The 26,191-nt window shown below is 58.2% G+C and carries 25 protein-coding genes; 16 read left to right on the top strand and 9 right to left on the bottom strand.

Annotated features, from left to right (window positions below; genetic code table 11):
- Positions 1-105: 105 nt before the first annotated feature.
- The 4 genes from QQF73_RS17030 (at position 106) to QQF73_RS17015 (ending at position 4,512) form a co-directional block, all read left to right on the top strand.
- A complete protein-coding gene (locus QQF73_RS17030; RefSeq protein ID WP_219868535.1) occupies positions 106-1,143 on the top strand; it encodes an NADP(H)-dependent aldo-keto reductase in 1,038 nt (345 codons plus the stop codon).
- A 219-nt stretch (positions 1,144-1,362) separates the two neighbouring features.
- Entirely contained in the window at positions 1,363-1,686 is a 324-nt protein-coding gene (locus QQF73_RS17025) for a hypothetical protein (RefSeq protein ID WP_219868534.1), read from the top strand.
- Positions 1,687-1,831: 145 nt separating this feature from the next.
- Entirely contained in the window at positions 1,832-4,042 is a 2,211-nt protein-coding gene (locus QQF73_RS17020; RefSeq protein WP_285368945.1) for an acetyl-CoA hydrolase/transferase C-terminal domain-containing protein, read from the top strand.
- Positions 4,042-4,512 carry an FKBP-type peptidyl-prolyl cis-trans isomerase gene (locus QQF73_RS17015; protein WP_219868532.1) on the top strand — a complete coding sequence of 157 codons (471 nt, stop codon included), beginning with the start codon at positions 4,042-4,044 and terminating at the stop codon, positions 4,510-4,512. The genes QQF73_RS17020 and QQF73_RS17015 overlap by 1 nt, the downstream gene beginning before the upstream one ends.
- Here the strand turns inward: QQF73_RS17015 and QQF73_RS17010 are convergent.
- Positions 4,472-5,290: a lysophospholipid acyltransferase family protein gene (locus tag QQF73_RS17010; protein WP_219868531.1), complete on the bottom strand. Its 819-nt coding sequence runs from the start codon at positions 5,288-5,290 to the stop codon at positions 4,472-4,474. The two genes, QQF73_RS17015 and QQF73_RS17010, sit on opposite strands and share 41 nt — an antisense overlap.
- 24 nt (positions 5,291-5,314) lie before the next feature.
- Positions 5,315-6,076: a GNAT family N-acetyltransferase gene (locus QQF73_RS17005; protein ID WP_285368943.1), complete on the bottom strand. Its 762-nt coding sequence runs from the start codon at positions 6,074-6,076 to the stop codon at positions 5,315-5,317.
- A gap of 247 nt (positions 6,077-6,323) precedes the next feature.
- On the opposite strand from QQF73_RS17005, the gene QQF73_RS17000 reads away from it, so the two are divergent.
- The 3 genes from QQF73_RS17000 (at position 6,324) to glpK (ending at position 10,452) form a co-directional block, all read left to right on the top strand.
- Entirely contained in the window at positions 6,324-7,061 is a 738-nt protein-coding gene (locus tag QQF73_RS17000; RefSeq protein WP_219868683.1) for a response regulator, read from the top strand.
- A 68-nt stretch (positions 7,062-7,129) separates the two neighbouring features.
- Positions 7,130-8,710 carry an ATP-binding protein gene (locus QQF73_RS16995; RefSeq protein WP_219868529.1) on the top strand — a complete coding sequence of 527 codons (1,581 nt, stop codon included), beginning with the start codon at positions 7,130-7,132 and terminating at the stop codon, positions 8,708-8,710.
- Between the two features lie 260 nt (positions 8,711-8,970).
- Positions 8,971-10,452: a glycerol kinase GlpK gene (gene glpK, locus QQF73_RS16990; RefSeq protein WP_285368936.1), complete on the top strand. Its 1,482-nt coding sequence runs from the start codon at positions 8,971-8,973 to the stop codon at positions 10,450-10,452.
- A 7-nt stretch (positions 10,453-10,459) separates the two neighbouring features.
- Here the strand turns inward: glpK and QQF73_RS16985 are convergent, their stop codons facing one another.
- Both QQF73_RS16985 and argF read right to left on the bottom strand, forming a co-directional pair.
- On the bottom strand, positions 10,460-11,533 hold the full coding sequence (locus QQF73_RS16985) for an ABC transporter ATP-binding protein (RefSeq protein WP_219868527.1): 1,074 nt from the start codon (positions 11,531-11,533) through the stop codon (positions 10,460-10,462).
- A gap of 4 nt (positions 11,534-11,537) precedes the next feature.
- Positions 11,538-12,452: an ornithine carbamoyltransferase gene (gene argF / locus QQF73_RS16980; protein WP_219868526.1), complete on the bottom strand. Its 915-nt coding sequence runs from the start codon at positions 12,450-12,452 to the stop codon at positions 11,538-11,540.
- 240 nt (positions 12,453-12,692) lie between these two features.
- On the opposite strand from argF, the gene grxD reads away from it, so the two are divergent.
- Entirely contained in the window at positions 12,693-13,019 is a 327-nt protein-coding gene (gene grxD, locus QQF73_RS16975; protein ID WP_285368933.1) for a Grx4 family monothiol glutaredoxin, read from the top strand.
- Positions 13,020-13,029: 10 nt separating this feature from the next.
- On the opposite strand, the gene QQF73_RS16970 is transcribed toward grxD, so the two are convergent.
- The 5 genes from QQF73_RS16970 to QQF73_RS16950 form a co-directional block, all read right to left on the bottom strand.
- On the bottom strand, positions 13,030-13,845 hold the full coding sequence (locus tag QQF73_RS16970; protein WP_285368931.1) for a TonB family protein: 816 nt from the start codon (positions 13,843-13,845) through the stop codon (positions 13,030-13,032).
- A gap of 5 nt (positions 13,846-13,850) precedes the next feature.
- A complete protein-coding gene (locus QQF73_RS16965) occupies positions 13,851-16,058 on the bottom strand; it encodes a DUF1631 domain-containing protein (protein ID WP_219868523.1) in 2,208 nt (735 codons plus the stop codon).
- 196 nt (positions 16,059-16,254) lie between these two features.
- Entirely contained in the window at positions 16,255-16,857 is a 603-nt protein-coding gene (locus tag QQF73_RS16960) for a Yip1 family protein (RefSeq protein WP_219868522.1), read from the bottom strand.
- A 150-nt stretch (positions 16,858-17,007) separates the two neighbouring features.
- Entirely contained in the window at positions 17,008-18,288 is a 1,281-nt protein-coding gene (locus QQF73_RS16955) for an HlyC/CorC family transporter (protein WP_219868521.1), read from the bottom strand.
- 81 nt (positions 18,289-18,369) lie between these two features.
- Entirely contained in the window at positions 18,370-19,176 is an 807-nt protein-coding gene (locus QQF73_RS16950) for a cytochrome C assembly family protein (RefSeq protein ID WP_219868520.1), read from the bottom strand.
- A 181-nt stretch (positions 19,177-19,357) separates the two neighbouring features.
- Between QQF73_RS16950 and ffh the strand changes: the two genes are divergently transcribed.
- From ffh to QQF73_RS16910, 8 genes are all read left to right on the top strand, one after another.
- The gene (gene ffh / locus QQF73_RS16945) at positions 19,358-20,746 is read left to right on the top strand and encodes a signal recognition particle protein (RefSeq protein WP_219868519.1); all 1,389 of its coding nucleotides are present in this window, start codon (positions 19,358-19,360) and stop codon (positions 20,744-20,746) included.
- Positions 20,747-20,909: 163 nt separating this feature from the next.
- Positions 20,910-21,149 carry a 30S ribosomal protein S16 gene (gene rpsP, locus QQF73_RS16940; protein ID WP_219868518.1) on the top strand — a complete coding sequence of 80 codons (240 nt, stop codon included), beginning with the start codon at positions 20,910-20,912 and terminating at the stop codon, positions 21,147-21,149.
- Positions 21,150-21,176: 27 nt separating this feature from the next.
- Entirely contained in the window at positions 21,177-21,704 is a 528-nt protein-coding gene (gene rimM, locus QQF73_RS16935) for a ribosome maturation factor RimM (RefSeq protein ID WP_285368927.1), read from the top strand.
- 3 nt (positions 21,705-21,707) lie between these two features.
- Positions 21,708-22,466, top strand: coding sequence for a tRNA (guanosine(37)-N1)-methyltransferase TrmD (trmD, locus tag QQF73_RS16930; protein ID WP_219868516.1), 759 nt, complete (start codon positions 21,708-21,710; stop codon positions 22,464-22,466).
- Positions 22,467-22,491: 25 nt separating this feature from the next.
- Positions 22,492-22,848, top strand: coding sequence for a 50S ribosomal protein L19 (rplS, locus tag QQF73_RS16925; RefSeq protein WP_070969457.1), 357 nt, complete (start codon positions 22,492-22,494; stop codon positions 22,846-22,848).
- A 135-nt stretch (positions 22,849-22,983) separates the two neighbouring features.
- Positions 22,984-23,865, top strand: coding sequence for a site-specific tyrosine recombinase XerD (xerD, locus tag QQF73_RS16920; RefSeq protein WP_219868682.1), 882 nt, complete (start codon positions 22,984-22,986; stop codon positions 23,863-23,865).
- A gap of 123 nt (positions 23,866-23,988) precedes the next feature.
- Positions 23,989-24,735, top strand: coding sequence for a DsbC family protein (locus QQF73_RS16915; RefSeq protein WP_285368926.1), 747 nt, complete (start codon positions 23,989-23,991; stop codon positions 24,733-24,735).
- Between the two features lie 148 nt (positions 24,736-24,883).
- Positions 24,884-26,185, top strand: coding sequence for a homoserine dehydrogenase (locus tag QQF73_RS16910; protein WP_219868514.1), 1,302 nt, complete (start codon positions 24,884-24,886; stop codon positions 26,183-26,185).
- Positions 26,186-26,191: the final 6 nt, after the last annotated feature.

Raw genomic sequence — 26,191 nt, 5'->3', positions numbered from 1 at the left:
TGTGGTTCCTCTGACATGTCCCCAGTGTGGGAAGCGGGCATGACAGTTAAACGACAGTCCCGTGACATTCCCTTTACCCGTTGAGCAAACTGATGCGGAGATACTATGCAAACGCGAAAGCTTGGAAATACGGACATTGATGTCAGCCTGATCTGCCTCGGCACCATGACCTGGGGTGAGCAGAATACCGAGCAGGACGCTTTTGAGCAGCTGGACTACGCCACGTCGCAGGGGGTGAATTTCATCGACGCGGCAGAAATGTACCCGGTGCCGCCCCGTGCCGAGACCCAGGGGGAGACTGAGACCTGTCTGGGCAATTGGCTGGCGAAGCGCGGGCGTCGGGATGACCTCGTGATCGCCTCCAAAGTGGCAGGGCCGGGTAACGGCTTGACCTACCTCCGGAACGGGCCTCGGCTGACCCGGGCGCACATCCGGGAGGCCTGTGATGCGAGTCTGCAGCGCCTGAAAACGGACTACATTGATCTGTACCAGGTGCATTGGCCGGATCGTAATGCCAATTTCTTTGGCCGGCTCGGGTATGAGCACAATCCGGACGAGAGTTTTACCCCAATTGAAGAGACACTGGGTGCCCTGGACGAGTTGGTCCGTGAAGGCAAGATCCGCCATGTCGGGCTGTCGAACGAAACCCCCTGGGGAACAATGGAGTATCTGCGCCTTGCCAAAGAGAAAGGGTGGCCGTGCCCGGTCAGTATCCAGAATCCCTACAATCTGCTGAACCGTACGTTCGAAGTGGGAATGGCGGAAATCGCGCACCGGGAACAGGTCGGGCTGCTGGCCTATTCACCGCTTGCCTTCGGTATGCTGTCCGGCAAATACCTGGGCGAGGCATGGCCGGAGAAAGGAAGGCTGACCCTGTACGAGCGATTTAGCCGCTACACCAGTGGCCGCGGTATGGACGCTACCCGTGCTTACGTGGAGCTGGCCCGCAAACACGGCCTGTCGCCGGTTCAGATGGCACTGGCCTACGTCAACAGCCGGAGCTTTGTAACCAGCAATATCATTGGTGCCACGACCATGGAGCAACTTCGGGAAAACCTCGGCTCGGCAACACTGGAATTGAATGCGGAGGTGCTTGAGGCCATCGAGTCAATTCACGGGGAGTTCACATATCCCTGCCCGTAATTTTGCAAGCAGACCCCGGAGCCAAGGTTGCCGGGGTCTGCCGCTGCCACGGTTACAACCTGAAATATTCTGGATTATATTTTGACAAAAAGATGGTCGTTTGTTGACAAATAATCGACGCATATGTGTGCAAATTCACATCTTTCCGGCGTTTAATCATTAGACTTTAGCCTTACGTATCCGTAAAATTCCGGCTCTGTCAAAGGTCTTTGAAGTGTCATGATTATTCGCATTTTTGTCGCATTACTCGTTCTCAATCTGGTTGCTTTCGTCGTGCGCGCCGAAGCAGGCGAGCGCGTATTCGATGAGATGGGCGAAGCCGTTGTCATTGAAGACGTTTATGAGCTTCAGGAGCAGATGTCAGGCGATTTCGAAGAGGACTCGGTTGAGGCTTTCAGTGAGCTTGGTTCCCGCCTCCTGACCCTGACGCTTTCCCGGTCCGACAACAGCGGTAAGCGCTACGCTTCCGAGCCGGCTAGACCCGACCACGGCATCGCCCTGCTCAACGAGGGCGCCTGCCTTAACCTGAAGTGGAACTTCTGACGCCTTTCCCCTCTCATTTCGTCAACGTTCTGTCAGTCAGCCTCTCCCGAAACTTCTCCTGAATCATGATCTGGCGCATTGCCAGTGCCTTTGCGTCGTGTGATCATCGCCCAACAGCCTGATTGACCCACAAGGAGCTTGGTAGATGGCGGACGAAAATGATCGTCGTGCAAACGATGTGAACGCCTGTGTCGATGAAGTGATTCGTCGGGTAGGCAAAAACATTACGCTGGGATTGCCGCTGGGTCTGGGGAAGCCGGTCCGGTTCGTTAATGCAATGTACCAGCGCGCCGTCGACGATCCCGAGATTCAACTGCGCATCGTCACGGCCCTCTCGCTTCTGGCTCCTCGAGGCGCCTCTTCCCTGGAGAAGCGCTTTCTGGGTCCTTTCGCCGAGCGCCTCTACGGCCAGATTCCGGAATTGGCCTACGCGCGGGCGGTCTCTGCCAATCGTCTGCCGGCGAACGTGCAGGTCTCCGAATTCTTCTTCAAAGCGGGCAGTTACCTCAACAACCGGTCGCAGCAGCGGCATTACGTGTGCAGTAATTACACCCATGCGGTGCGCGACCTGATGGCTCAGGGGATCAATGTCGTGGCACAGATGGTTTCCCCGGGCGAGGCTTCGGACCGTCCCGGCATGGTCAGCCTCAGCTGCAACCCGGATCTGACGCTTGATCTGTTACCCCTGATGCGTGAGCGTGAAGCCAATGGCACACCGGTAGCGCTGGTGGCGGAAATGAATCGTAATCTGCCGTGGATGGATCATCATGCGGCGGTGGAGGAGGCGGAATTCGATGTGGTCCTCGATCAACCGGACACCGACCACCCGCTGTTCTCAGCTCCGGAAATGGCGGTGAGCCCCGAGGACCATCTCATCGGTTTCTATGCCAGTGCTCTGCTCCGGGACGGAGGGACTCTGCAGGTGGGCATCGGATCCCTGGGCGCCGCCCTGGTTCACAGCGCCATTCTCCGGCACCAGCATAACGACGCCTGGCGGGCTGTGTTCGACCACCTCAAGGTCGCGGAGCGTTTCCCGGTCGTCGAAACCGACGGCGGCACCGGGCCGTTCGAGAAGGGCCTGTACGGGTGCAGTGAAATGATGGTGGATGGCTTCCTCTACCTCATGCAGGCGGGCATTCTCCGGCGCGAGGTGTTTGATCATGCCGACCTCCAGACCCTCATCAACCAGGGGGAACTGACCCGGGACGTGTCCATGGCGTCGCTGGACGTGCTCCGCCGGGAACGGCTGATTGATTCACCCATGCGGGCGAGAGACGTCAGCTGGCTGGTGCAGTTGGGGGTCCTGAAGGACTCGGTGGAGTTCAAGGGTGGGCGTCTGCTGATCGGTGAGCAGTCCGTTGAGGGCGATCTCGACAGCCAGGAGGCCCGTGAGGCCATCGAAACCCTGGCGCTGGGGAATTGTCTCAAGGGCGGTATTGCCATGCATGGCGGCTTTTACGTCGGGCCAGAGCGCTTCTACCAGGCGCTGAGGGAACTGAGCGATGAGCAGCGTAACCAGATCTGCATGACCAGCGTGAATTACATCAACCAGCTATACGATCATCGTTTCGGGAACCAGCGACTCAAAGCGGCACAGCGGGTTCACAGTCGGTTCATCAATTCAACCATGATGCACACGCTCAATGGCGCCGCGGTGTCTGATGGTCTGGACGACGGTCGGGTTGTCAGCGGTGTAGGTGGTCAGTATAACTTCGTGGCCATGGCCCACGAGTTACCAGGCGCGCGGTCCATCCTCACCTTGCGTGCCACCCGCCACTCCGCCGGTAAGACGCTCTCCAACATCGTTTTCAATTATGGCCATTGCACAATTCCCCGCCATCTCCGGGATATCGTGGTTACCGAGTACGGTATCGCCGACCTGCGAGGTCAATCGGACGAGCAGGTTTATCTGCGGCTCATCCGTATTGCCGATTCCCGCTTCCAGCAGGACCTGCTGAATCAGGCGCAAAAGGCGGGCAAGGTGGATTCGGCCTTCCGGCTGCCGGCTGACTGGTGCAACAACACACCGGAAGCGGTTCGCAACGCGGTTTCAGTGGGTGGCGATCAAGACTGGTTCCCAGCCTTTCCGTTCGGCCGAGATTTTACCGACGAGGAGCTGACGTTAGGGAAAGCCCTTAAAACCCTGAAGGCCGCAACGGCAACCCGCCGTGGTAAACTGTCAACATTGTGGCAGGCCTTCCGGGCCCGGGATGATGAGGGTCGCTATGGTTCATTGCTGGAACGCATGGGCCTGGGTAGCCCCTCCGGGGTACGGGAGAAGCTGGACCAGCGTCTGGTTATTCACGGTCTGCAACTGATTGACACACCAACCGATACAGGAAAGCCAGAAGCCTGATGGATGTTTCACAAGCCAAACCCGAAGTTTTCACCGTCCACTACGTTCTGAAGAACAAGATTGGCGAACTCGTTGACACCTCCGAAGGTAGCGAGCCGCTCCACTTTATCTATGGCAGCCCCGACATCATTGAGGGTATTCAGAAAGCGGTGAAAGATCGCAACGTGGGCGATTGCCTGGAAGTCACGGTCCCGCCTGCGATGGCTTATGGTGAACACAATCCGGAGCTGATCCGCAAGGTGCCACGGTCCATGTTTGAGGGCGTGGAAGATCTTCAGATCGGCATGAAGTTTCAGACCAACACCGGCGACGAGGCCAAGATCGTCCAGGTCGTCGGCATTGACGGAAACCTGGTGAAGGTTGACGCCAATCATCCGCTGGCGGGCTTCACGCTCTACTTTGACCTGGAAATCGTCGGTCGGCGGGAAGCTACTGAGGACGAGATAACCCAGGGTCGCCCGCTGTTCTGATCCCCTGCTCAGTCTGAACGTCCAGTTCTCCCTGCTGGATTCCGGCCAAGCCCGCCCGCACAATGTTCCGGAGCTGTTCCGCGAGGCCCGCTGTGCCCGTCTCCGGGCCCACTTCGATCGGGCGGTGAAAAAGCACATCGACCTGAGCGGGTCGATGTCTCAGCATCGTCACGATGTGACCGTGGAAGGTGTCCTCCCCCACAAAGGGGGCCAGGTGGTCCGGGCGCCCGTTGCGCCGGTAACTGATGGTCACCGGCTGAATCGGGACGCCGGAATCTGCGGCAGCGCCCAGGAGCAAGCCGTGGAAGGGTAGAACGGTCAGGCCGCAACTGGTCGTTGCTTCCGGAAAGATGAGAATGGATTCGCCTGCTGCGAGCTTTTCGGCAATTGCTCGCCGGATTCGCCGGGCCTTGCCGCCGCCACGCTTGATGAAAAGTGTACCCGCCTCTCGTGCCAGCCAGCCAATCACCGGCCATTGCCCGACCTCGGCCTTGGACAGGAACAGGACCGGGGTGAGGCTGCCCAGAATCGGAATGTCTGACCAACTGATATGGTTGCTGGCAACGAGGGCGTTTCGAACGGGGGGCGTGCCGTGGACATGAATGTCGAGGCCGAGGCACCAGCATGCACCGCGGAAACAGCGCCGGGCCCAGCGCGTGCGGTCAATGGGCCGCCGCGCCAGGATTTCGGCTATCAGAAGAGACGTCGCCAGCAAGCCGGTGGCCGCCAGGAACAGGCTGAAGTTTGTGAGCCGGAAGGTCAGTCTGAGCCATTCCATGGGGGCCTCCTGGCCGTTTCTGCTTCAGGAAGCCTTGCCCAGAAAGTGCCGGCTGTAACGGGAGGCCAGGTTGTTGACCTCAAGGAGCACGAGCAGGTCAGCGCACCGGAAGTCGGGGTCCCAGCACGGCTCGCCGCAGACTCGTGCGCCGAGTCGCATATAGGCCTTCAGGAGCGGTGGTACCTCTACCGGGAGCTCCTCGTTGGCAGTGTGGGTCAGGTGCGGAAGGGCGCGCAGGGGGTAGACTCGGAAGGTGTCGTCCGCCAAGTATTCCCGTTGCAGGTGACGAGCAATCCGCCAGGCCTTGAGTCCGCCATCGGACATGCTGATGCTCGCGCAGCCGATCAGGTAGTCGACGTTGTGGGACACCAGGTATTCTGCCACCGCAGACCAGAGCAGGCTGATGGTCGCGCCATTCCGGTAGTCGGGATGCACGCAGGTGCGTCCTAGTTCGGCAACGGCGCCGGGCAGGTTCTTGAGGGCAGAAAGCTCAAACTCCCCGGCCGAGTAGAAGCCGCCGACAGGGCCGGTGTCTGCCTGGTGCAGGATTCTGGTGGTGGCCACCAATTGACCGTTGTCGCTATCGGTCACAACCAGGTGGTCGCAGACGGTATCGAAAGTGTCTGCGTCGAGGCCTGGAATTTCCGCGCCGAGATCGCTGCCGTATTCTTCCGAGAACACCCGATAGCGTAAACGCTGTGCCTCTTCGATCATGTCAGGGGTGCGGGTGGTATCGGTTTTCAGCCGACGGGCACTGCGGCGGGGTCTCAGGGATTGTGCGGTCATGGCATGGTCTCTTCTGTGTCCATTTGCCGACAAGGTTATGAAGCCGGTGTGACACATGGGTGACCGGGGAGTGACGTCTTCGTGACATTGCCCTTGGATCTGGGCCAGTTGTGCCTATTGTCACGGGGTGTAACAGAGGCGTCCTTCCATGTATATTTCTGAATAGCATGTATAATTGCTGTTACGGCAGGTTGCCTGTATCGTCGGGCAAGCAATGTTACTCACAACCGAAATAACAAAACCAGAGATGGATGGCGTGGAACAGACAAACGAAAGTTGGCGAATTCTCATTGTCGAGGATGACGAGCGGCTGGCAGAACTGACCCGTGAGTATCTGGAAAGTAACGGGCTACAGGTGTCCCTCGAAACCCATGGGGGCCCGGCTGTGGAGCGCATCCGGAACGAACAGCCTGATCTGGTGGTTCTGGACCTGATGCTGCCGGGCGAGGATGGTTTGTCTATCTGTCGTCGGGTGCGCCCTTACTACTCCGGTCCAATCATCATGCTGACTGCCCGCACCGACGACCTGGATCAGGTGTTGGGTCTGGAAATGGGCGCAGACGACTACGTCGGCAAGCCGGTCAAGCCCCGTGTCCTGCTGGCCCGGATCCGGGCCATGTTGCGCCGGGTTACCGAGACCGGCCAGAATGGTGGTGAAGAAAAGAGCGGGGAGGAACCGGTACGGTTGCAGTTCAATGACCTTGTGGTCGACCGCTCTATGCGCGAAGCCTGGTTGAGCGACGAAAGCATCGATCTGACCAGCGCGGAATTTGATCTGCTCTGGCTGCTCGCCAGCAATGCCGGTCGCGTGCTCAGCCGGGAAGAAATCTTCACGGCATTGCGTGGCATCGAGTACGACGGCCAGGATCGCTCCATCGATGTCCGGGTTTCCCGGATACGGCCGAAAATCGGTGACGATCCCATCCACCCACGGCGAATCAAGACCGTTCGCAGCAAAGGCTACCTGTTCGTTAAGGAAGCCTGACGATTCAGCCTCTGGAGCCGGTGTGAACCGCGTTGGTCACGCCGGCGTTCCGTGCCAGGGTTTGTGACATGCCCCTGATGTTCTTCCTCAAGCTTTATGCCCGAGTTGCCGGCCTGACAGCACTGGTGGTGCTGCTCTGTGTAGCGTTGTTTGTCGGTGTCAATTCGGTCAGATCACAGTTCTGGCATGAGCGTTTCCCCGAGCCTCTGATGCGCTGGCTTCAGTCCGATCCAGCGGCCTCCGATCGCTATCACTGGCTTGGATCGCTCTACAACTTTTCCGTCCTCGGTTCGGCAGAGCTCGAATCCTTGTCCGCGATCACCCTTGAACGTCTCGGCTACCATCAGGTCGTCGCTGTGGAAGGCTCGACCGGTTACCGAATTCTGGTGGGCGCACCGGAAGAAGGCCGGGTCCTGCAGGTGCGGCTGGACGATACCTATAAGCAGGTCGCCGAAGCGGTGGCCCTGATCGTTCGATGGCACCTGGATTCATCCGGTTCCGACGAGCGCTCGGAAATGGCAGCGCGGATGTCGGAGGAGCTGAATGTCCGGGTGCGGCCGGTTGATGACGTTGCGCTTCTGCCTTCCGCTGAGGTGCTTGATCAGGTTGCCAGACAGGGCATGGTGTTCTTTCGTGATGATGCCTCCGGGCAGGGGCAAGTGTTGATCAGGCTTGAAGACGGGGAGTTGTTGCGGATGGATATGGCGGGCCCCTTTGACCCTTGGGCGTGGCCGGTCATTCTGTTAATGGTCCTGGTCATCGGTAGCGTGCTCGCGGTGGCGCTGTATCTCGGATTGCGTGAAGTCGACAGTAATCTTCGCAAGGTGGAGTCGGTTGCGATCCGCATAGCCAGGGGCGAGATGGGGGCGCGAGTTGAAGCCGGTACCGGCACCCTGGTGTCCAGGCTGGCGGCCTCCTTTAACGGGATGGCGGAACACATCCAGCGTCTGGTTCAGGTCCAGCGTGAAATGATTCATGCAGTGTCCCACGAGTTACGGACGCCGGTCGCACGAATCCGGTTTGGCGTTCAGATGATCGAGTCCTGCCAGGACAAGGACCGGCTGCAGAAACAGCTCGACGACATCGATGGCGACATCCAGGAGCTGGATGAACTCATCGATGAGATTCTGACGTACGCCCGCCTTGAGCAGGGCGGCCCCGTATTTTCGCTGCAGGAGGCATCGGTGACGGATCTGGTCCGGCAGGTGGTTTCCGAACAGCAGATCATTCGCCCGGCGCTGGTCATCGAGGCAGACATCGAACCGGAGGCGGAACGGTGGGCAATGTCGGATGTCGAACCCCGCTACATTCACCGGGCTATCCAGAACCTGGTAGGCAATGCGGGTCGGTATGCCGAAGGTCGTGTCCTGGTTCGCTGTCACATTGACGAGGACAATTGTCGCATCGACGTTGAGGACGACGGGCCAGGCGTGCCGGAGCAGGATTGGGAAAAAGTGTTTACCGCGTTTGCCCGGCTCGATGACAGTCGGACACGGACCTCCGGTGGCTACGGTCTGGGGCTCTCTATTGTTCGGCGGATTCTCTATTGGCACGGTGGCCAGGCCTTTGTCGGCCGTAGCGATGCGTTGGGCGGGGCCCGATTCAGCCTGGTGTGGCCGCGTAAGAAGCCTGTCGATGCCGTTGTGTGAACTGCACCTCACCCTCTAACCTGATGTAACAAAGCTGCTACATAACCGCTACTGAAGATCCCGGCGACATTATCAATAATAGAAAGCGTAAGGGATGACTTTTGAGGTTGTAGTTCTTACGAACTTTCCTTGTTTCATTCGTCATTTAAGGGCCGGTTTTTCCGGCCCTTTTTTTATGCCTTTCCTCCCGTTTTTTGTCCTGTTCACTCTCACCGTCGTGGCACTGCTGCTAGAATCCGGAAAAACAACCGGAGATGTCCATGACCCGCTATCTGCTTGCCATCGACCAGGGAACCACGAGTTCCCGTGCCATTGTATTTGACGAGAGCGGCAGCAGCGTCGCTGTTGACCAGCAGGAGTTTCACCAGTATTTCCCGAGGGATGGTTGGGTGGAGCATGACGCGCTGGAAATCTGGGACAGTACGCTGGCGGTTTGTCGGGGTGCACTGGAGAAAGCCGGCGTGGCGGCCAGGCAATTGTCCGGCATCGGCATCACCAACCAGCGCGAGACCACGGTGATCTGGGAACGTTCCACCGGCAAGCCCATATACCACGCCATAGTCTGGCAGGACCGGCGGACAGCTTCCCTGTGTACCAAGCTCAAGACCGATGGCCACGAGGATACCGTTGTCGAGCGGACCGGCCTGTTAATCGATCCCTATTTTTCCGCGACCAAGATTGCCTGGATCCTAGATAACGTCGAGGGCGCGAGAGCCCGGGCCGAATCCGGGGAACTTGCGTTCGGTACCGTGGACAGCTGGCTGTTGTGGAATCTGACCGGTGGTACGTCCCACTACACCGACGCGACCAATGCATCCCGTACGGCGCTGTTCAACATCCACAGTCAGGCCTGGGACGATGAACTCCTGAAACTGTTTCGAGTACCGAGGGCCCTGTTGCCTGAAGTCCTGGACAGCGCAGCCGATTTTGGCAGCACCGACGCGGAATGGCTGGGTGCTCCGGTCGCCGTCGCCGGTATTGCCGGTGATCAGCACGCGGCACTGATAGGTCAGGCCTGTTTTGAGCCCGGGATGGCCAAGAGCACCTACGGGACGGGCTGCTTTCTGATGCTCAACACCGGCGATCGGGCATTACGGTCTGAAAACCGGTTATTGACCACTATGGCGTACCGGCTGAACGGGAAACCTTGCTACGCCATGGAGGGGAGCATTTTCGTGGCTGGGGCCGCCATGCAGTGGTTGCGGGATGGGCTGAAGCTGATCAGTCATGCTGATGAATCGTCGGCCCATGCGGAGTCGGTCGGCGTCGACAACCCCGTGTACATGGTGCCCGCCTTCACCGGTCTGGGCGCCCCCCATTGGGACCCTCACGCTCGTGGCGCCATCATGGGGCTGACCCGTGACACGGGGATCGCGGAAATCGTGACTGCTGGTTTGCAGTCGGTGTGTTACCAAACCAAGGATCTGGTCCGAGCCATTCAAAACGATGGTGCGCGGCTGGAGTCACTGCGCGTGGACGGCGGCATGGTGGTCAACGAGTGGGTGATGCAGTTTCTGGCCGACATCCTCAACGTCACAGTGGATCGCCCCAAGGTGACGGAAACCACCGCGCTGGGTGCCGCCTTTCTTGCAGGCCTGCAAACCGGAGTCTACGAGAGCCTGGACGAGATATCCCGTCTCTGGGAGTGTGAGCGCCAATTCCATCCCGAAATGGGGCCGGCACTACGGGAATCACTGTATGCCGGCTGGCTGGATGCGGTAGAGCGCGTTTGCAACAACTAAGCCTTGTTCAGGCCGTGCGCTCGAATGCAATGAGGTGGTCGGCTTCAACCCGCACTGGCACCGTCTCGCCCAAGTGGAAATCCAGGTGGCTGCGGAACAGGGCCTCGAACTCGGTTTCCTCCGAGCAACGGAAGCGATATAGCGTCGACGTACCGGCGAAGGTTTTCTCAACCACCTTGGGGCGCAGCTCGGAGTCCGGATCGTAGAGAATGTCGTCCGGTCGAATCAGGACATCTACCAGAGTGCCCGGTGACCATTTGTAGGCCCGGTTACCACGAATGACGCCCAGTTCGGATTCAATCGTGTCCGGCCCCAGCGCCTTCCCCGGTACAAAGCCACCCTGGCCAACAAAGCTGGCGACGAACCGGTTCGAAGGCTCGTGATAAAGGTTGTAGGGCACATCCCACTGCTGGATTTGCCCGTCCCGCAGGACCGCAACTTGGTCGCACATGGCGAAGGCTTCCTGCTGGTCGTGGGTGACCAGAATGGCGCTGATGCCCAGCGTTTTGAGAATTTCCCGAACATCCAGACTCAGGCGTCGGCGCAGGTCTGCGTCTAGGTTCGAAAATGGCTCGTCGAGCAGGATCAGGGTCGGCTCGGGTGCCAGTGCCCGGGCGAGTGCAACCCTCTGTTGCTGGCCACCTGACAACTCATGGGGATAGTTGTCGGCCAGGTCCCGCAGATGCACGACGTCGAGCAGTTCCATCACTTTCTGGCGCCGGTCCGCCTTGGGCATTTTGCGGAGGCCGAAACCGACGTTGTCGGCTATTGTCAGATGCGGGAACAGAGCATAGTCCTGGAACACCATGCCAATACGACGCTTCTCCGGGGGCAGTGTCCTTCCGGGCAGGCTGATGGCCTGGGACTGCAGGCAGATTTCGCCACTGTTTAGCGGGAGAAAGCCCGCCAGTGCTCGCAAGATGGTGCTTTTCCCACAACCACTGGGACCGAGCAGGCAGCCGATATCGCCGTGACTCAGAGCAAAGCTCACGTCCCGGATCACGGAATCTCCGCCATAACCGCAGGACAGGTTGTTGACTTCAAGCAGCCAGTCTCCCGGAGAATTCGCCGTCATTCCCATGGGCTCAATCCAGGCGGTTGAGGATAAGAAATTCCAGCAACGCCTTCTGCGCGTGCAGCCGGTTTTCGGCTTCCTCCCAGACCACCGAGCCGGGGTGTTCCATCATATCGACCGAGATTTCTTCGCCGCGGTGTGCGGGCAGGCAATGCATGAACAGCGCATCCTTATCCGCGACCTTCATCAGGTCCGGATTGATCTGGTAGTTGCGGAAGGCCCGCTCGCGAATTTTCTGCTCCTCTTCCTGGCCCATTGATGCCCAGACATCCGTGACCAGTAAGTTAGCATTGCGTGCCGCCTCGGCCGGGTCCCGGAAGACGGTGACCCGGTCACCATGGGCCTCAAGCAGCGCCGCATCGGGCTCGTAACCCTCCGGACAGGCTACATTCAGATGGAAATTGAACTGCGAGGCCGCGTTGACGTAGGAATGGCACATATTGTTGCCGTCGCCAATCCAGGCCACGGTGGCTCCCCGGATGCTGCCACGATGTTCGCGGTATGTTTGCATGTCCGCAAGCAACTGGCAGGGGTGGAAGTCGTCAGTCAGGGCATTGATCACAGGCACTCTGGATGCGGCGGCAAAGCGCTCGACCGTATCGTGGGCAAAGGTGCGGATCATAACGGCGTCCACCATGCTTGAGATCACGATGGCAGAATCCTCAATCGGCTCACCGCGCCCCAGTTGCGTATCCCGCGGAGACAGGAAGAGGGCTGAACCGCCTAGCTGGGCCATGCCGGCTTCGAACGAGACTCGGGTCCGGGTGGAAGACTTCTCGAAAATCATCGCCAGAACGCGATTCTTCAGGGAGTCCCGAACCTTTCCCTGACGCCACTCGTTGCGGAGTCTGGTGGCGTGATCCACCAGGCTCTCAAGCTCGGTGGTGTTCATGTCGTTCAATGTCAGAAAGTGTCTTGCCGCCATGCAATGGCCCTTATGTCAACGAACCCCCGGATCAGCGGGGTCAGCGAAAAATATGGCTAAGGTGTTGCCTGAAAAAGGGCCAACAAGTCTAGCCCTTCGCGGCGGGGATGACAACGCCGCAGGCCGGGGCCCCACGGGCGATGGAAGTCAGACGTTTGGTGCGGTGTTCGCGTGACGTGTACAATAGCGTCAAGTCCGTTGCCCTTTGGCAATTTTGTTTCCTTTCAGAGGTGAGTGTTCATGGACATCAACGAAACCATCAAGAGCCAGCTCGAAGATAACCCCGTCATTCTGTACATGAAGGGTAGCCCGCAGGCGCCCCAGTGCGGATTTTCCGCCAAGACAGTCCAGGCACTGATGGCCTGTGGCGAGCGTTTCGCGTTCGTTAACATCCTGGATAATCAGGAGCTGCGCGAGGCCCTGAAGGTCTATTCCAGCTGGCCCACCTATCCCCAGCTCTACATCAATGGTGAGCTTGTGGGCGGTTGCGACATCATTCTGGAAATGTCCGAGAGCGGCGAGCTGGCCAAAATGGTCAAGGAAGCCGCAAAGCAGGCAGAAGCCTGATTTAGCGCAATCAGAGCCGTTTCGGGGAGAACACCAGTTCCACCTCGAAGCGGTTCTGGCTTTCCTTTCCGGCCGGTGGCTCCGGGTAGGGGCTGGCGGCCAGTGATGCGCGATAAGCCGCATCGTCTATTACTTTTATCCCCGTCGATTTCAGAATTCTTGCCCGTGTCAGGGCGCCGTTTTCCAGTAGCTGAAGCTCAATTTCCATCGCCACCTTCTCTGAGAGCTGGTTGATCGCCGGCACTCTCAGCCTCTGAAGCTCATGGCTCAGATGGACGGCCAGTTTGACCAGGTATGGATCCCGCTCGCTCGGTGACTCGGTGACCTGGGTTGCGTTGGCGGTCGGCTTGGATTCTGTCTCGGGAGCCTGTTCGCCTGAGCGGGCCGCGACCGTGGCGCGGGATTCCTCGGCCTGGGATTCGCGGGCCGGCGAAGACGTCGTTGGCGCTGCCTTCACCTGATCCTCCGAAGCCTGGCTAGTCCGTTCCCGGGGTGTAGGCTCGGTCCTCGCCGTTTTGCGCTCAGACTCGGTTGTCGTTGGCTCTGGGGTGTTGGGGGCGCTATCGGTTACCGTTGGCGCTACCTCGAATCTCGGGTTACGACTGTCGGGAGCTTCCGTGGAGGTCGAGGGGGCCAGGGCGGGGCTGGCCGTTGCCCCGGGGCTGACGAGTTCGAAGCGAATGCGGTGGCGAGTGTCTTCGGGCTGCTGGATCGGTGCGGGCAATCCGGACAGCAGGAGTGTATGTATCAGCAGCGCCGTGGATACTGCCAGACCGATCCTGTAGTTTGCCGGCGAGCGGTGTGTCGTCAGTTGTAGCTCCGGCATCAATATCAGGCTGTCTTGCTCCGCAAGCTGCCTACCACCGCGTCCATGGCCCGATCTATCAGGGCGCCCTGTTCAAGCAGTGTCAGGCGACCCCGACGCATCTCGTGCGCCAGTTCAATGCGGTTCTTCTCGATTACCTTCAGGCCCATGCGGTTCACGAAGACAAAGCTGTCGGCATCTTCAATAATGGCCGACAGCTTGCACCGGAAGCTGGCGCCATTCACCAGACGGAATTCCACCCAATTTCCGATTTCGATACTGTCGATCTGGGCAACGAATTCGGAAATCGCCGCTTCCTCCAGCTGCTGCTGTCGTTCCACAGCGGTCGGGTGGAGTGGGGCGAATTCTTCCTCGTCATCTGCGGGCGAATCCTCGCGTGCCTCAATGGCAGCGTTGGTTCGGAATGCTTCGGCCAGTTCGTGTTTGAGACGGCCCATCATTTCATCCAGTTTGGACGAGTTGTAGGAAACCTCTTCCAGGCCGGCCCGAAGTGATTTGAGCAGGCTTGGCACCACTCTCACCCACTGATCCCGCTCTTCATCCTCCTGGTGTGGGTGCAGGCACCAGATCAGGTCATCAACAATCCGCACAGTTTCATTCCAGCGGTGTTCCACGTCATCCCGCAAATACGCCAGGAACATGACACGGCTCCATCCATTCATCAGAATGTCATGGGCGGGATCGGGCAACTTGTAACGAGCGATTTTCTGCTTCAACAGGTTGTCTACGGTTTCCTGTGCTTTCTGAGATTTGATACGGCCGCGCTCTGATTCCCGTGTGCGCTGTTCGACCAGGGAAGTCTTGCGATTTTCTTTTTCGAGAAACTGTTCGAATTCGTGGTTCAGGGTTTCGAAGAGGGCTATATCGCCATTAAATTCATTGAGAATCCGCTGAACGATGTTGTGAATCTGATTGTACAGTTTGTCCCGGGCCTTCTCGTCACTGGAGCTCCAGCCAATACCGGCGCGGGCCAGCGAGTTCAGGAGACGGCGGGCGGGGTGAGTCGCCTGGCTGAAAAAGCTCTTGTCCCGGATCACTACTTTGAGAATCGGAATTTGCAGGCGGCTGATCAGCACCTGAACGGGGGCCGAGAGGTTGTAGTCATCAAGTATGAACTCGAACAGCATCGAGACCAGATTGATCAGATCCTCGTCAGCCTCATTCAGTGCAGGCTTGCGACCGTCGCCGGCATCCGCGTTCGCGAGGATCTGTTGCACCACGTATCGAAGGTCGATGGTAATCGGTTCGCCATCGCTCAGGTTTCCACTGATCGGCCGGGTATCCGGCAGCGGCAAGGCATTGAGCAGGTCGGCCAGTTCGGAATCCCCGACAACCCGGATGTTGGGATCGGACGCGCGGGGTGGAATGCCGGCATTGGCGCGTTGCAGTGCCAACATTTGCCGAATCTGGTCAAAAACAGCGCTGTTGCTCAGGTCCTCAGCAGTGTGACCGGTCTCGGTTTGGGCCGATTGGGAGCGGGCACTCTTGTCAGCCTCGGCCCCATGCTGTTTGCCCGCTTTGCCGTGGTAACGGAAGTTGGGAATGACTCCGGCCTGAATCAGTATCCGGTTGGCCTCGTCCAGTAACATGCCCAGGTTGGAGACAACGTAGCGGTCAAACTGTTTCAGCAGGATGAGGCGTTCGCGGATCTGGATCTCGAGCGACTGGATGGCCTCGATAAAGGCGCTGCACAGATGCTCCGGCGCCATCGGGTTGACGGGCGATTCGTCGGTAGCTTCCGGGTAAACCTGACTGAATCGGGTCTGAAGTTGCAGCAGTGGGCCCTGAAAGTGTGCCTTGGCCTTGGTGATCATGGCGTTGATTGCAACCTGTTCTTCCAGGTCTTCATCGCCAACCAGTGACAAGCCGTCGATGCCGGGCTCCGGGTTCAGGGTCTCTTCCTGGCTTTGTCCGGTGTGCGGGGGGCGAGAGAAAAACCGGGCAACTGCGCTCTGAAAATGCCGTTCAACGCCTTTCCGCTTGATCCGGATTTCCCGCATCGCTTCGAAATAGCGGTTTTGCTCGTTGTTGCTGCGGGCATTATTGGCCAATTCGAACAGCGAATCATCGACGGCATCGAAAGCGCCCTGCATCAGGTCGCCAAGTCCGGCGACAACCGTGTCACGGATGCGGGTAACCTCCACAGGAACCGGTTTGCCGTTGCCCGCTTCCTTGTGCTCACGGAGGTAATGTATGCCGGACTGCTTGTTCATGGCAGACTCCTTTTACGCCTCAACCGGATACATGACCGAGCTTTCAATCCTATCTTTTAGTTATTGATCAAATTTACCGCATTTCCAGCAAACTTAACATGAATAAAAGCAAACATGGGACAGCCTTCAAAAAAACGAAGGATGCCTGTGCGGGCACCCTTCGCTATTTCAGCGGCTTGCTATCGATAGCTCAAGCTCAGCTCACATAGACGGGTCCAACTCCCATGCTCCAAATAACTACGCTGATCGCCATCAGCGCGACGAACATCACCAGGCCGACGGTCAGCACCGCGGAGGCGAACATGAAACCGCGTTCCTCCGGAATTTTCATCAGGATGGGAAGGCCCTCGTACAGGAGGTAGACAGCGTAGGAGATGGCAATCAGCCCCGCAAGCATGTTGACCCAGATGTTGGGATAGATCGCGATCACGCCAATCAGAAAAACCGGCGTGGCTGTATAAGCGGCAAGGGCAACGCCTCTAGGGGTTCGCTCCACGGCATCGTAGGTTGCCGCGAAAAAATCGATAAACTTACCGAGCACAAAAATTCCAGCCAGCATGGCCGCGTAGAACAGCACGGAAAGCTGCAATGCACTCCCGCTCGACAGTCGCGTTATCTGGCCGTCCCCGATCTGCCAGCCCACCTGAGTGGTGCCGTAAAAGCCTGCCGCCGCCGGAATCAGGGCAAGTAGCAGGATGTGGCCAAGGTACAGCCGCGTAGTCGTTTCGGATTCATTGCGAATGGCTTCCCATTCCTGATCCGGGTGGGTCAGAAGGCCAAAGCTGTGGGTTAGGCTCATGGATGTACTCCTTATCATTGTTTTTGTCTCGCACCGTTTGAGTGTTGGTGGCGATTCGATAAGGGTCAAGGAAGCGGTTAAATTGTGATCTTTCTAGAAACTGCTCCGCTATAACTTTGGGGACTATAGCGGAGCTTCAGGGAGGGGGCTTCAGCGGCCGAGTGAGCGTTTTCTTCGTTTCCGGGGGTGCACGATGGCTGCCTTTACCACGTTGTCCTTGATCTGCAGAACCTCAACCCTGTGCCCCTCCACCTTGAGGCACACGTTGGTATCGGGGATGTTTTCCAAGGTCTCGGTGATCAGGCCGTTCAGGGTTTTCGGGCCATCGATCGGTAGCTTCCAGCCCAGCGTCTTGTTGATGGTGCGCACTGCGGCCGTGCCATCGATGATGAAGGTGCCATCATCCTGGGGGATGATGTCGGGACTGGTCGCGGCGTAGTCGGTGGTGAATTCGCCGACAATCTCCTCCAGGATGTCTTCGAGCGTCGCCAGCCCGAGTACGTCGCCATACTCATCCACAACGATACCGAACCGGCGTTTTCCCTTCTGGAAATTGATCAACTGCGTGTTCAGCGGCGTGCTTTCGGGAATAAAGTAGGGTTCCTGGCACAGCTGCATGATCATCGCCTTGTTGATTTCCTCCTGCTGGAGCAGTTTTGATGCGCTGCGCAGATGCAGAATACCCTGGATGCTGTTGATGTCACCTTTGAACACCGGCAGCCGGGTATGTTGGCTGCTCCGGAGCTGGCGGAGGATGGTGTCGGTGTCGTCCTCCAGGTCGATGCCGACCACTTCGTTGCGCGGCACCATGATGTCATTGACCGTGACCTTCTCCAGATCAAGGATGCTGACCAGCATGTCCTTGTGTTTTGCCGGAATCAGGGCACCGGCCTCATTCACGAGGGTCCTCAGTTCCTCGCGGCTGAGGTGGTCACTGGCTGCCTCCTCGGGCGAGATGCGCAGCAGCTTGAGAATGGCGCCGGTGAGGAGGTTAACCGCCCAGACGATCGGATAAAGGATCTTGAGCAGCGGGCCGAGCACGTAGCTCGCCGGAAAGGCGATTTTCTCGGGGAACAAGGCGGCCAGAGTCTTCGGAGTCACCTCGGCAAAAATCAGGATCACCACGGTCAACAGAATGGTGGCAATCGCGATGCCTGCGTCCCCCCAGATCTCAATGGCGATGACCGTGGCGATCGATGAGGCAAAGATGTTGACGAAGTTGTTGCCGATCAGAATGACGCCGATCAGCTGATCTGTTCTCTGGAGCAGATTCTGTGCCCGTTTAGCGCCTTTGTGACCAGTTTTGGCGAGATGTTTCAGACGATACCGGTTCAGCGACATCATTCCGGTTTCGGAACTCGAGAAGAAACCGGACAGGAGGATCAGACCGACAAGGAGGATAAACAGCGCGGTAAGCGATGTTTCGTTCAAGAGAAGGAGTCCTTATATTACCGACGAGTAGGGAAAATAGGGTGTGGCCAAGCCCGGTGTCAAGTTATGCGGTCCGGTCAGTCAGCCGCCCTTCTGAAACAGCAGTTCCAGGACAAACTTGCTGCCGTAGAATGCCAGCATCAGCAGGACGCAGCCGGCCAGCGTCCAGCGACTGGCAGTAATGCCACGCCAGCCCTTGGTGTAGCGGCCGACCAACAGCGCGACAAACACCGCCAGCGACAGCAGGGAAAACACGGTTTTGTGGGCCAGGTCCTGGGCAAAAAGGTCTTCGACAAACAGGGCACCGGTAACGATTGCCAGAATCAGCATGACGACGCCCGCCCACACCATCTCGAACAGCAGGGACTCCATGGTTTGGAGCGGTGGCAGGTTGCGCACCAGAAGGCTGTTGTAATTGTGTTTGAGCTGGCGATTCTGGAAGTAGAGCAGCGTGGCCTGGATGGCAGCCAGGGTAAACAGGCTGTAGGCTGTTACCGACAGGGCAATGTGTGACAACATGCCGTAGCTGTCATCGGACACGAGTCTCGAGGGGGAGTGGGTCACCAGCGCCAGGATGATGGTCAGCGCGGCCAGCGGGTAGACGCCGAGAAACAGGTTCTGGACCGGTTTTTTCAGGTTCAGTCCCAGCAGCAGAAAGACAATCAGCCAGGAGATCAGAACCGAACTCTTGAAGAAGCCGAAATCAAACCCCCCATCGTGATGAACGCTCTGGGCGATCAGCAGGCCATGGCTGGTCAGGGCGAGAACGCCGATCAGGGTGGTAACGGCAAGATTGCTGGTGACTCGGCCTCTGAAATGGAGCGCCTGCAGCGCGGTGCCAACGCTGTACAGAAAAAGTGAGGTGACCGCGAGGATCAGCGTTCCCATGACTTCCTTATATACCACTGTTCTTGCTGGGGATCGGTGGCTCGAAACACCGATTTGACCGGGCTGGTCGTTTCAGGGCGATAGTCTGGTTATAATGTCGCGATTATGCAACTGGAATCAAGGAGCCGGGGCCGGCTCTGCGGACCATGCACTCAATTTATCCGGGGTACGGAATAGCAACATGTTTGAGAACCTCCAAGACCGACTTTCCGGTAGCCTGCGCAAGATTTCCGGTCAGGCGCGGCTAACCGACGACAACATCAAGGACACGCTGCGCGAAGTGCGGATGGCGCTGCTGGAAGCAGACGTCGCCCTGCCGGTGGTGAAGGATTTCATTGAAGGTGTTCGCCAGCGTGCCGTTGGTCAGGAAGTGCAGCGTAGTCTGACACCGGGGCAAGTGTTTGTGAAAGTGGTCCAGCAGGAGCTGGAGCGCGTGATGGGCGAGGGCAACGAATCCCTCAACCTGGCGGTGCAGCCACCAGCGGTCATCATGATGGCGGGTCTCCAGGGTGCGGGTAAAACCACCACCGTGGCAAAGCTTTCCCGTTTCCTTAAAGAGCGCCAGAAAAAGTCGGTCATGGTGGTCAGTGCCGACGTCTACCGTCCTGCCGCTATCCGGCAGTTGGAGACGCTGGCCGGTGAAGTGGGTGTCGAGTTTTTCCCCAGCACCGCAGATCAGGATCCGGTGGACATCGCCGAGGGCGCGATCTCTGCAGCCCGCAAAAAGCACGTCGATGTGGTCATTCTGGATACTGCCGGTCGTCTTCACATTGATGAACAGATGATGGGCGAAATCGGGCGGCTGCATAAGGCGGTCAATCCGGTTGAGACGTTGTTCGTGGTTGATGCCATGACCGGTCAGGATGCGGCCAATACCGCCAAGGCGTTCAATGATGCGCTGCCGCTGACGGGTGTGGTCCTCACCAAGACCGACGGTGATGCCCGAGGCGGTGCGGCGCTGTCCGTCCGTCATATTACCGGCAAGCCCATCAAGTTCCTCGGTGTCGGTGAGAAATCGGATGCGCTCGAGCCTTTCTACCCGGATCGTGTGGCGTCCCGCATTCTTGGTATGGGTGATGTGCTCTCCCTTATAGAGGAGGCAGAACGCAAGCTGGATCAGAAGAAGGCCCAGAAGCTCTCCAAGAAAATCAAGAAGGGCAAGAGCTTTGACCTGGAGGATTTCCGCGATCAGCTCCAGCAGATGAAGAGCATGGGCGGCATTGGTGGCCTGATGGACAAGCTGCCGGGCATGGGCCAAATGGCGCAGATGGCACAGCAGCAGGTCAACGACAAGTCCATGGGGCAGATGGAGGCAATTATTTGTTCCATGACGCCCAAGGAACGCCGCTATCCCGATGTCATCAATAATTCCCGCAAACGCCGAATCGCTGGTGGGTCCGGTACCCAGATCCAGGACGTCAATCGACTGCTCAAGCAGCACAAGCAGATGCAGAAGATGATGAAAAAGTTTGGCAAAAAGGGTGGTATGGCGAATATGATGCGCGGTCTTGGTGGTATGATGCCGCCCGGTGGTGGCGGAGGTGGTATGCCTCCGTTTGGCCGTATGTAAAATGCCTTACACCAAAAACGGGGAAACAGCGTGTTTTCCTGTTTTCTTTGGCGCTTTTTTAGCATAGAATAGCGCCCCTTTCGAGTATGGGTCTTCGCGTCAGCCGTGGTTCGGTTGGTGTGAATCGTACAAAGTTCGTACAACAGAACAGGATATTGGTTAAATGGTAATAATCCGTTTGGCTCGTGGCGGCTCCAAGAAGCGCCCGTTCTACCATCTGACAGTCACCGACAGCCGCAAATCTCGCGACGGTCGTTTTATTGAGCGTGTTGGCTTCTTTAACCCGATCGCCCGTGGTCAGGAAGAGCGTCTGCGCGTGGATCGTGATCGTGTGGATTTCTGGTTGGGCCAGGGTGCACAGACCAGCGAGCGCGTTGCGCAGCTGCTGAAGGGCGCTGAGTAATCACGTCTTGAGGCTGAGGTTCATGGCATGACACAGAATTCGCAGGAAACTGTGATCGGCCGGATTACCTCGGTATTTGGGGTCAAGGGGTGGCTCAAGGTTTACTCCTACACTGACCCCAAGGAAGGAATACTGAACTACCGCGACTGGACGTTGGATCTGGACGGTAAACGTGTTCCGGCCAAGCTTGAGGAAGGTCGCCGCCAAGGGCAGGGGATCGTCGTCAGGCTTAAAGGTATTGATGACCGGGATGTCGCACTCAAGTACTGCGGCGCGGACGTCAAAGTCGGTACCGATGAGCTGCCGGACCTCCCGGAAGGGGAGTTTTACTGGTTCCAGCTCGAGGGCCTTGATGTCTTTACGGTCGAGGGTGCATGCCTGGGAACAGTGCATCACCTGATTGAGACGGGTTCCAACGATGTTCTGGTGGTGCATGCCTCGGCAGGCTCCATTGATCAGCGAGAACGACTGATTCCCTATCTGCCGGATCAGGTAATGAGGGAAGTGGATCTGGCTGCGGCCCGTATGGTCGTTGACTGGGACCCGGAGTTTTAACGGGTGTGGATTGGCGCAGTCAGTCTGTTCCCGGAGATGTTCAGTGCGGTAACGGATTACGGTATTACGGGTAGAGCGGTTCGGGAGGGTCTGTTGACTTTCCGGAGCTGGAATCCCCGTGAGTTCACCCACGACCGTCATCGCACCGTGGACGACCGGCCCTATGGTGGTGGTCCAGGGATGCTGATGAAAATTCAGCCTCTCAGGGACGCCATTCATGCGGCAAGGGAGTCAGCACCCGGCAAGGCCTGTGTGGTGTATCTGTCGCCTCAGGGTGAAGCGCTGAATCAATCTGTTGTTGAGTCGCTTGCGGCGGAGGAACAGTTGATTCTGGTTGCAGGCCGATATGAGGGTGTGGATGAGCGCCTGATATCGACGGAAGTCGATCGGGAAGTGTCGCTGGGTGATTTCGTTTTATCCGGTGGCGAGTTGGCGGCCATGGCCGTCATTGATGCGGTTACACGCCTCATCCCCGGAGCGCTGGGTCATGCGCAGTCGGCAGAGCAGGATTCCTTTGCTGACGGTTTGCTGGATTGTCCGCACTATACCCGGCCCGAGGTTTATGAAGGTCAGGCGGTGCCGGATGTTTTATTGGGCGGTCACCATGATCAGATCCGGCGTTGGCGACTGAAACAGTCGCTGAGGCGAACCCTGGAGCGGCGCCCCGACCTGCTGGAGCAGCGGGTGTTTACGGATGAAGAGCGTCAGCTGCTGGAAGAGATTTTGAACGAACCGGGTGCCTCTGAATCATCAGGGCATTAAAAGATTGGGTATCAGGAGCATTACGATGAGCGGCAAGAACAACATCATCAGTCAACTTGAAGCAGAACAGATGACCAAGGAAACCCCTGCGTTTGCGCCGGGCGACACCGTGGTCGTTCAGGTTCGCGTAACCGAGGGTAACCGTGAGCGTCTGCAGGCGTTCGAGGGTGTTGTCATCGGCAAGCGTAACCGTGGCATGAACTCTTCCTTCACCGTACGTAAGATTTCCTACGGTGTGGGCGTCGAGCGTACCTTCCAGACCTTCTCCAAGCTGATCGACAGCGTCAGTGTGAAGCGTCGCGGTGACGTGCGTCAGGCCAAGCTTTACTACCTGCGCGACCTGTCTGGTAAGGCAGCTCGTATCAAGGAGAAGCTGGGCTGATCAGCTATTCGCTGAACAGCGCGCTTATAAAAAGGCAGCCTCGGGCTGCCTTTTTTGTGTCTGTTCCCCGGGTGAGGCATGCTCGTTTCAGGGTGAAAGCATGAGAGTGGTGATGTGAGACCGGAAGATGAGGCCATGATCACCCGTTTTACCGACGCCATCTGGCTTGAGGACGGGTTGGGGGAAAAAACGCGCCAGGCGTACCGCAGCGATCTGGCGCGTCTGGCATCCTGGCTTGAAGAGCAGCCAGGGCAGCCCTTGCTGCAGGCGGCTCGCAGAACCGACCTGCTGGCATGGATGTCCAGAGGGCTGGCAGAGGGTGTGAAAGCGTCCACCGCCGCGCGGCGTTTGTCGGGGATGCGTCGGTTTTTCCGGTTTCTCCTGCGCGAGGGCCTGATTGCCGAGGACCCGACACTGCGAATTGACAGCCCGCGTCTGCCGCGACGGTTGCCGGATTCGCTGACGGAAGAGGAGGTGGATTCCCTTCTGGCCGAGCCGGACCCGGAAGTGCCCATTGAGCTCAGGGACAAGGCGATGCTGGAAATCCTGTACGGTTGCGGCCTGCGAGTTACCGAGCTCACCTGTTTGCGTGTTGACCAGGTCAACCTGCGTCAGGGCGTGATTCGCATAACCGGTAAGGGGGACAAGGAGCGTCTGGTGCCACTGGGGGAGGAGGCGGTCGACTGGCTGGTGAGGTATATGAAGGAAGCTCGCGCCGAGCTCCTCAAGGGGCACTCCTGTGACGCCCTTTTCCCGGGAAACCGGCCCGCCGCAATGACCCGGCAGACCTTCTGGCATCGCATCAAGCATTACGCGTCCCGAGTTGGCATCCGCAAGCACCTTTCGCCTCATACCCTGCGTCATGCGTTCGCAACCCATCTGCTTAATAATGGGGCTGACCTGCGAGTGGTTCAGATGCTGCTGGGGCATTCCGATCTTTCAACCACGCAAATCTACACCCACGTCGCGCGCCAGCGCCTGCAATCTTTGCATCAGTCGCATCATCCCCGTGGCTGAGGTCGGGGTTTTTGGGTAAGGTACCGGGTTTGAACTTTTGCGGCAGCCCTGTGTCGCAGTATCGTATTCCCATGGCCCGGCCTGTTTGGGCGGGGGTCCAAAATTACCTGACTGGATGTAACTATGTCTGCCAGAGAAAGCGTGAAGAAAGTTGCAATGGCGGTTGGCCTGATGGCTGGCGCTGTGATCGCATTGCCGGCCACCGCCGGCGAGGTTGAAGATGGGATCGCCAAGCGTCTGGCTACGGCCGTGCCCGGGCTCAAGATTCAGTCCGTGCGGAAATCCGAAGCCGAGGGTCTGTACGAAGTGCAGAGCAATAACGGCGATACGATTTATACAACGGCAGGCGGACAGTACCTGTTGACCGGGGATCTGCTGAAGATCACCAGCAACGGCATCGCCAATGTGACCGAAGAGGCCCGGGCCGGGCAGCGGGAACAGGTTATGGCGGAGTTTGGTGACGATGGCGTGATCCGCTTCCCGGCAGACGGCAAGGAAAAGGCCGTTATTGATGTGTTTACCGACATTGACTGCCCCTATTGCCGAAAACTTCACGCTGAAGTGCCGCAACTCAATTCCTATGGCATTACGGTCAACTATTACGCCTTCCCACGTTCCGGTCCGGGCACGCCATCGTTCGCTAAATATGTGTCGGTCTGGTGCGCAGAGGATCAGCAGGCAGCGATGGATGCAGCCAAGGCCGGTCGCCCGGTGGAGTCGGCCAGCTGTGAAAATCCCGTGCTCGAGCAGTACCAGTTGGGTGGCCGAATCGGTGTGACCGGAACTCCCGCGATCGTGTTGGAGGACGGCAATATGGTCCGTGGCTATGTTCCCGCCGATAACCTTGCCAAGGGCCTCGGCCTGCTCTGACCGTCTTGAGGGTCGGGCTCCTGTGCGGGGCCTCTCACGGATTTCACATCCTTCCGGTTCAGGGCTTATTCACGGGCACCTGAATCGGTATACTATGCCTCCCTAATTGTAATTCATCAGCACCCCTTACGGGTTCAGAGGTGAGAGTTTGAAAGACGTCAGTGTCGGAATCTGCGGACTGGGTACCGTTGGCGGCGGTACGTTCAATGTCTTGACCCGGAATGCAAAGCTCATTGCAGGCCGGGCCGGTTGCAACATCCGAATTACCAGGATCGCCAGCCGTCGTCCCCGGACCGATATGGATCTCGGGGATGTACCGTTTTCCACCGACATTTTTGACGTGGTAAACGACCCCGCCGTGGACGTTGTTGTGGAGTTGATCGGTGGTTACGAAACCGCAAAAGAACTGGTGCTGGCGGCGATCAGGAATGGCAAACACGTTGTTACTGCCAACAAGGCCCTGATTGCGGTGCACGGCAACGAGATTTTTGACGCCGCCGAGAAGGCCGGTGTGGTCGTTGCCTACGAGGCCGGTGTGGCGGGCGGTATCCCCGTCATGAAGGCGATCCGGGAGGGGATGGCGGCGAACCGCATCGACTGGATTGCCGGCATCATCAATGGCACCGGCAACTACATCCTGACCGAAATGCGTGCCGGGCGTGAATTTTCCGAGGTGTTGAAGGAAGCCCAGGACCTCGGGTACGCCGAAGCCGATCCAACGTTTGACGTCGAGGGCATCGACGCGGCCCACAAGCTGACCATCCTGGCCTCCGCCGGTTTTGGTGTGCCCTTGCAGTTTGAAAAAGGCTTCACCGAGGGCATTTCGAAAATCACGCCCTATGACATCGCTCACGCCGAGCTGCTGGGCTATCGCATCAAACACTTGGGCATTGCCCGTCGCCGCGATGACGGTATCGAGCTCAGGGTTCACCCGACCCTGGTGCCCCAGAGCCATCTGATTGCCCAGGTGGACGGCGTGCTGAATGCGGTGCTGGTGGACGGCGATGCCGTCGGTCAAACCATGTATTACGGGCCGGGTGCGGGTGATGAGGCGACAGCCTCCGCTGTCATTGCCGATATTGTTGACGTTGCCCGCTCCGTTTCCACCGGCAGCCAGCAGCGGGTGCCCTACCTCGGGTTCGAGCCAGAGGCTATGGAGGACCTTGATGTACTGTCCATGGAGGATGTCCAGTCCGCCTACTATCTGCGAATCACCGCTCTGGACCGCCCGGGCGTGCTGGCGAAGATTGCTTCTATTCTCAGCGAACATGGCATCAACATCGAGTCGATCATGCAGAAGGAATCCGAGCTGCAGGATGGCCGTATCCCGGTCATTATCCTGACCCACACGGTCCAGGAGCGGCAGGTCAATCGTGCCATCGAAGAGCTGGAAGCCCTGACCGATACCGATGGTCAGGTCGTTCGCATCCGCGCTGAAAACTTTAACTAACAGGTA

It is taken from the genome of Marinobacter albus, assembly GCF_030238305.1.
Taxonomy (GTDB): Bacteria; Pseudomonadota; Gammaproteobacteria; order Pseudomonadales; family Oleiphilaceae; genus Marinobacter; species Marinobacter albus.
The sequence above is the reverse complement of the archived record's forward strand: the minus strand, read 5'-3'. Positions and strand labels throughout refer to the sequence as shown.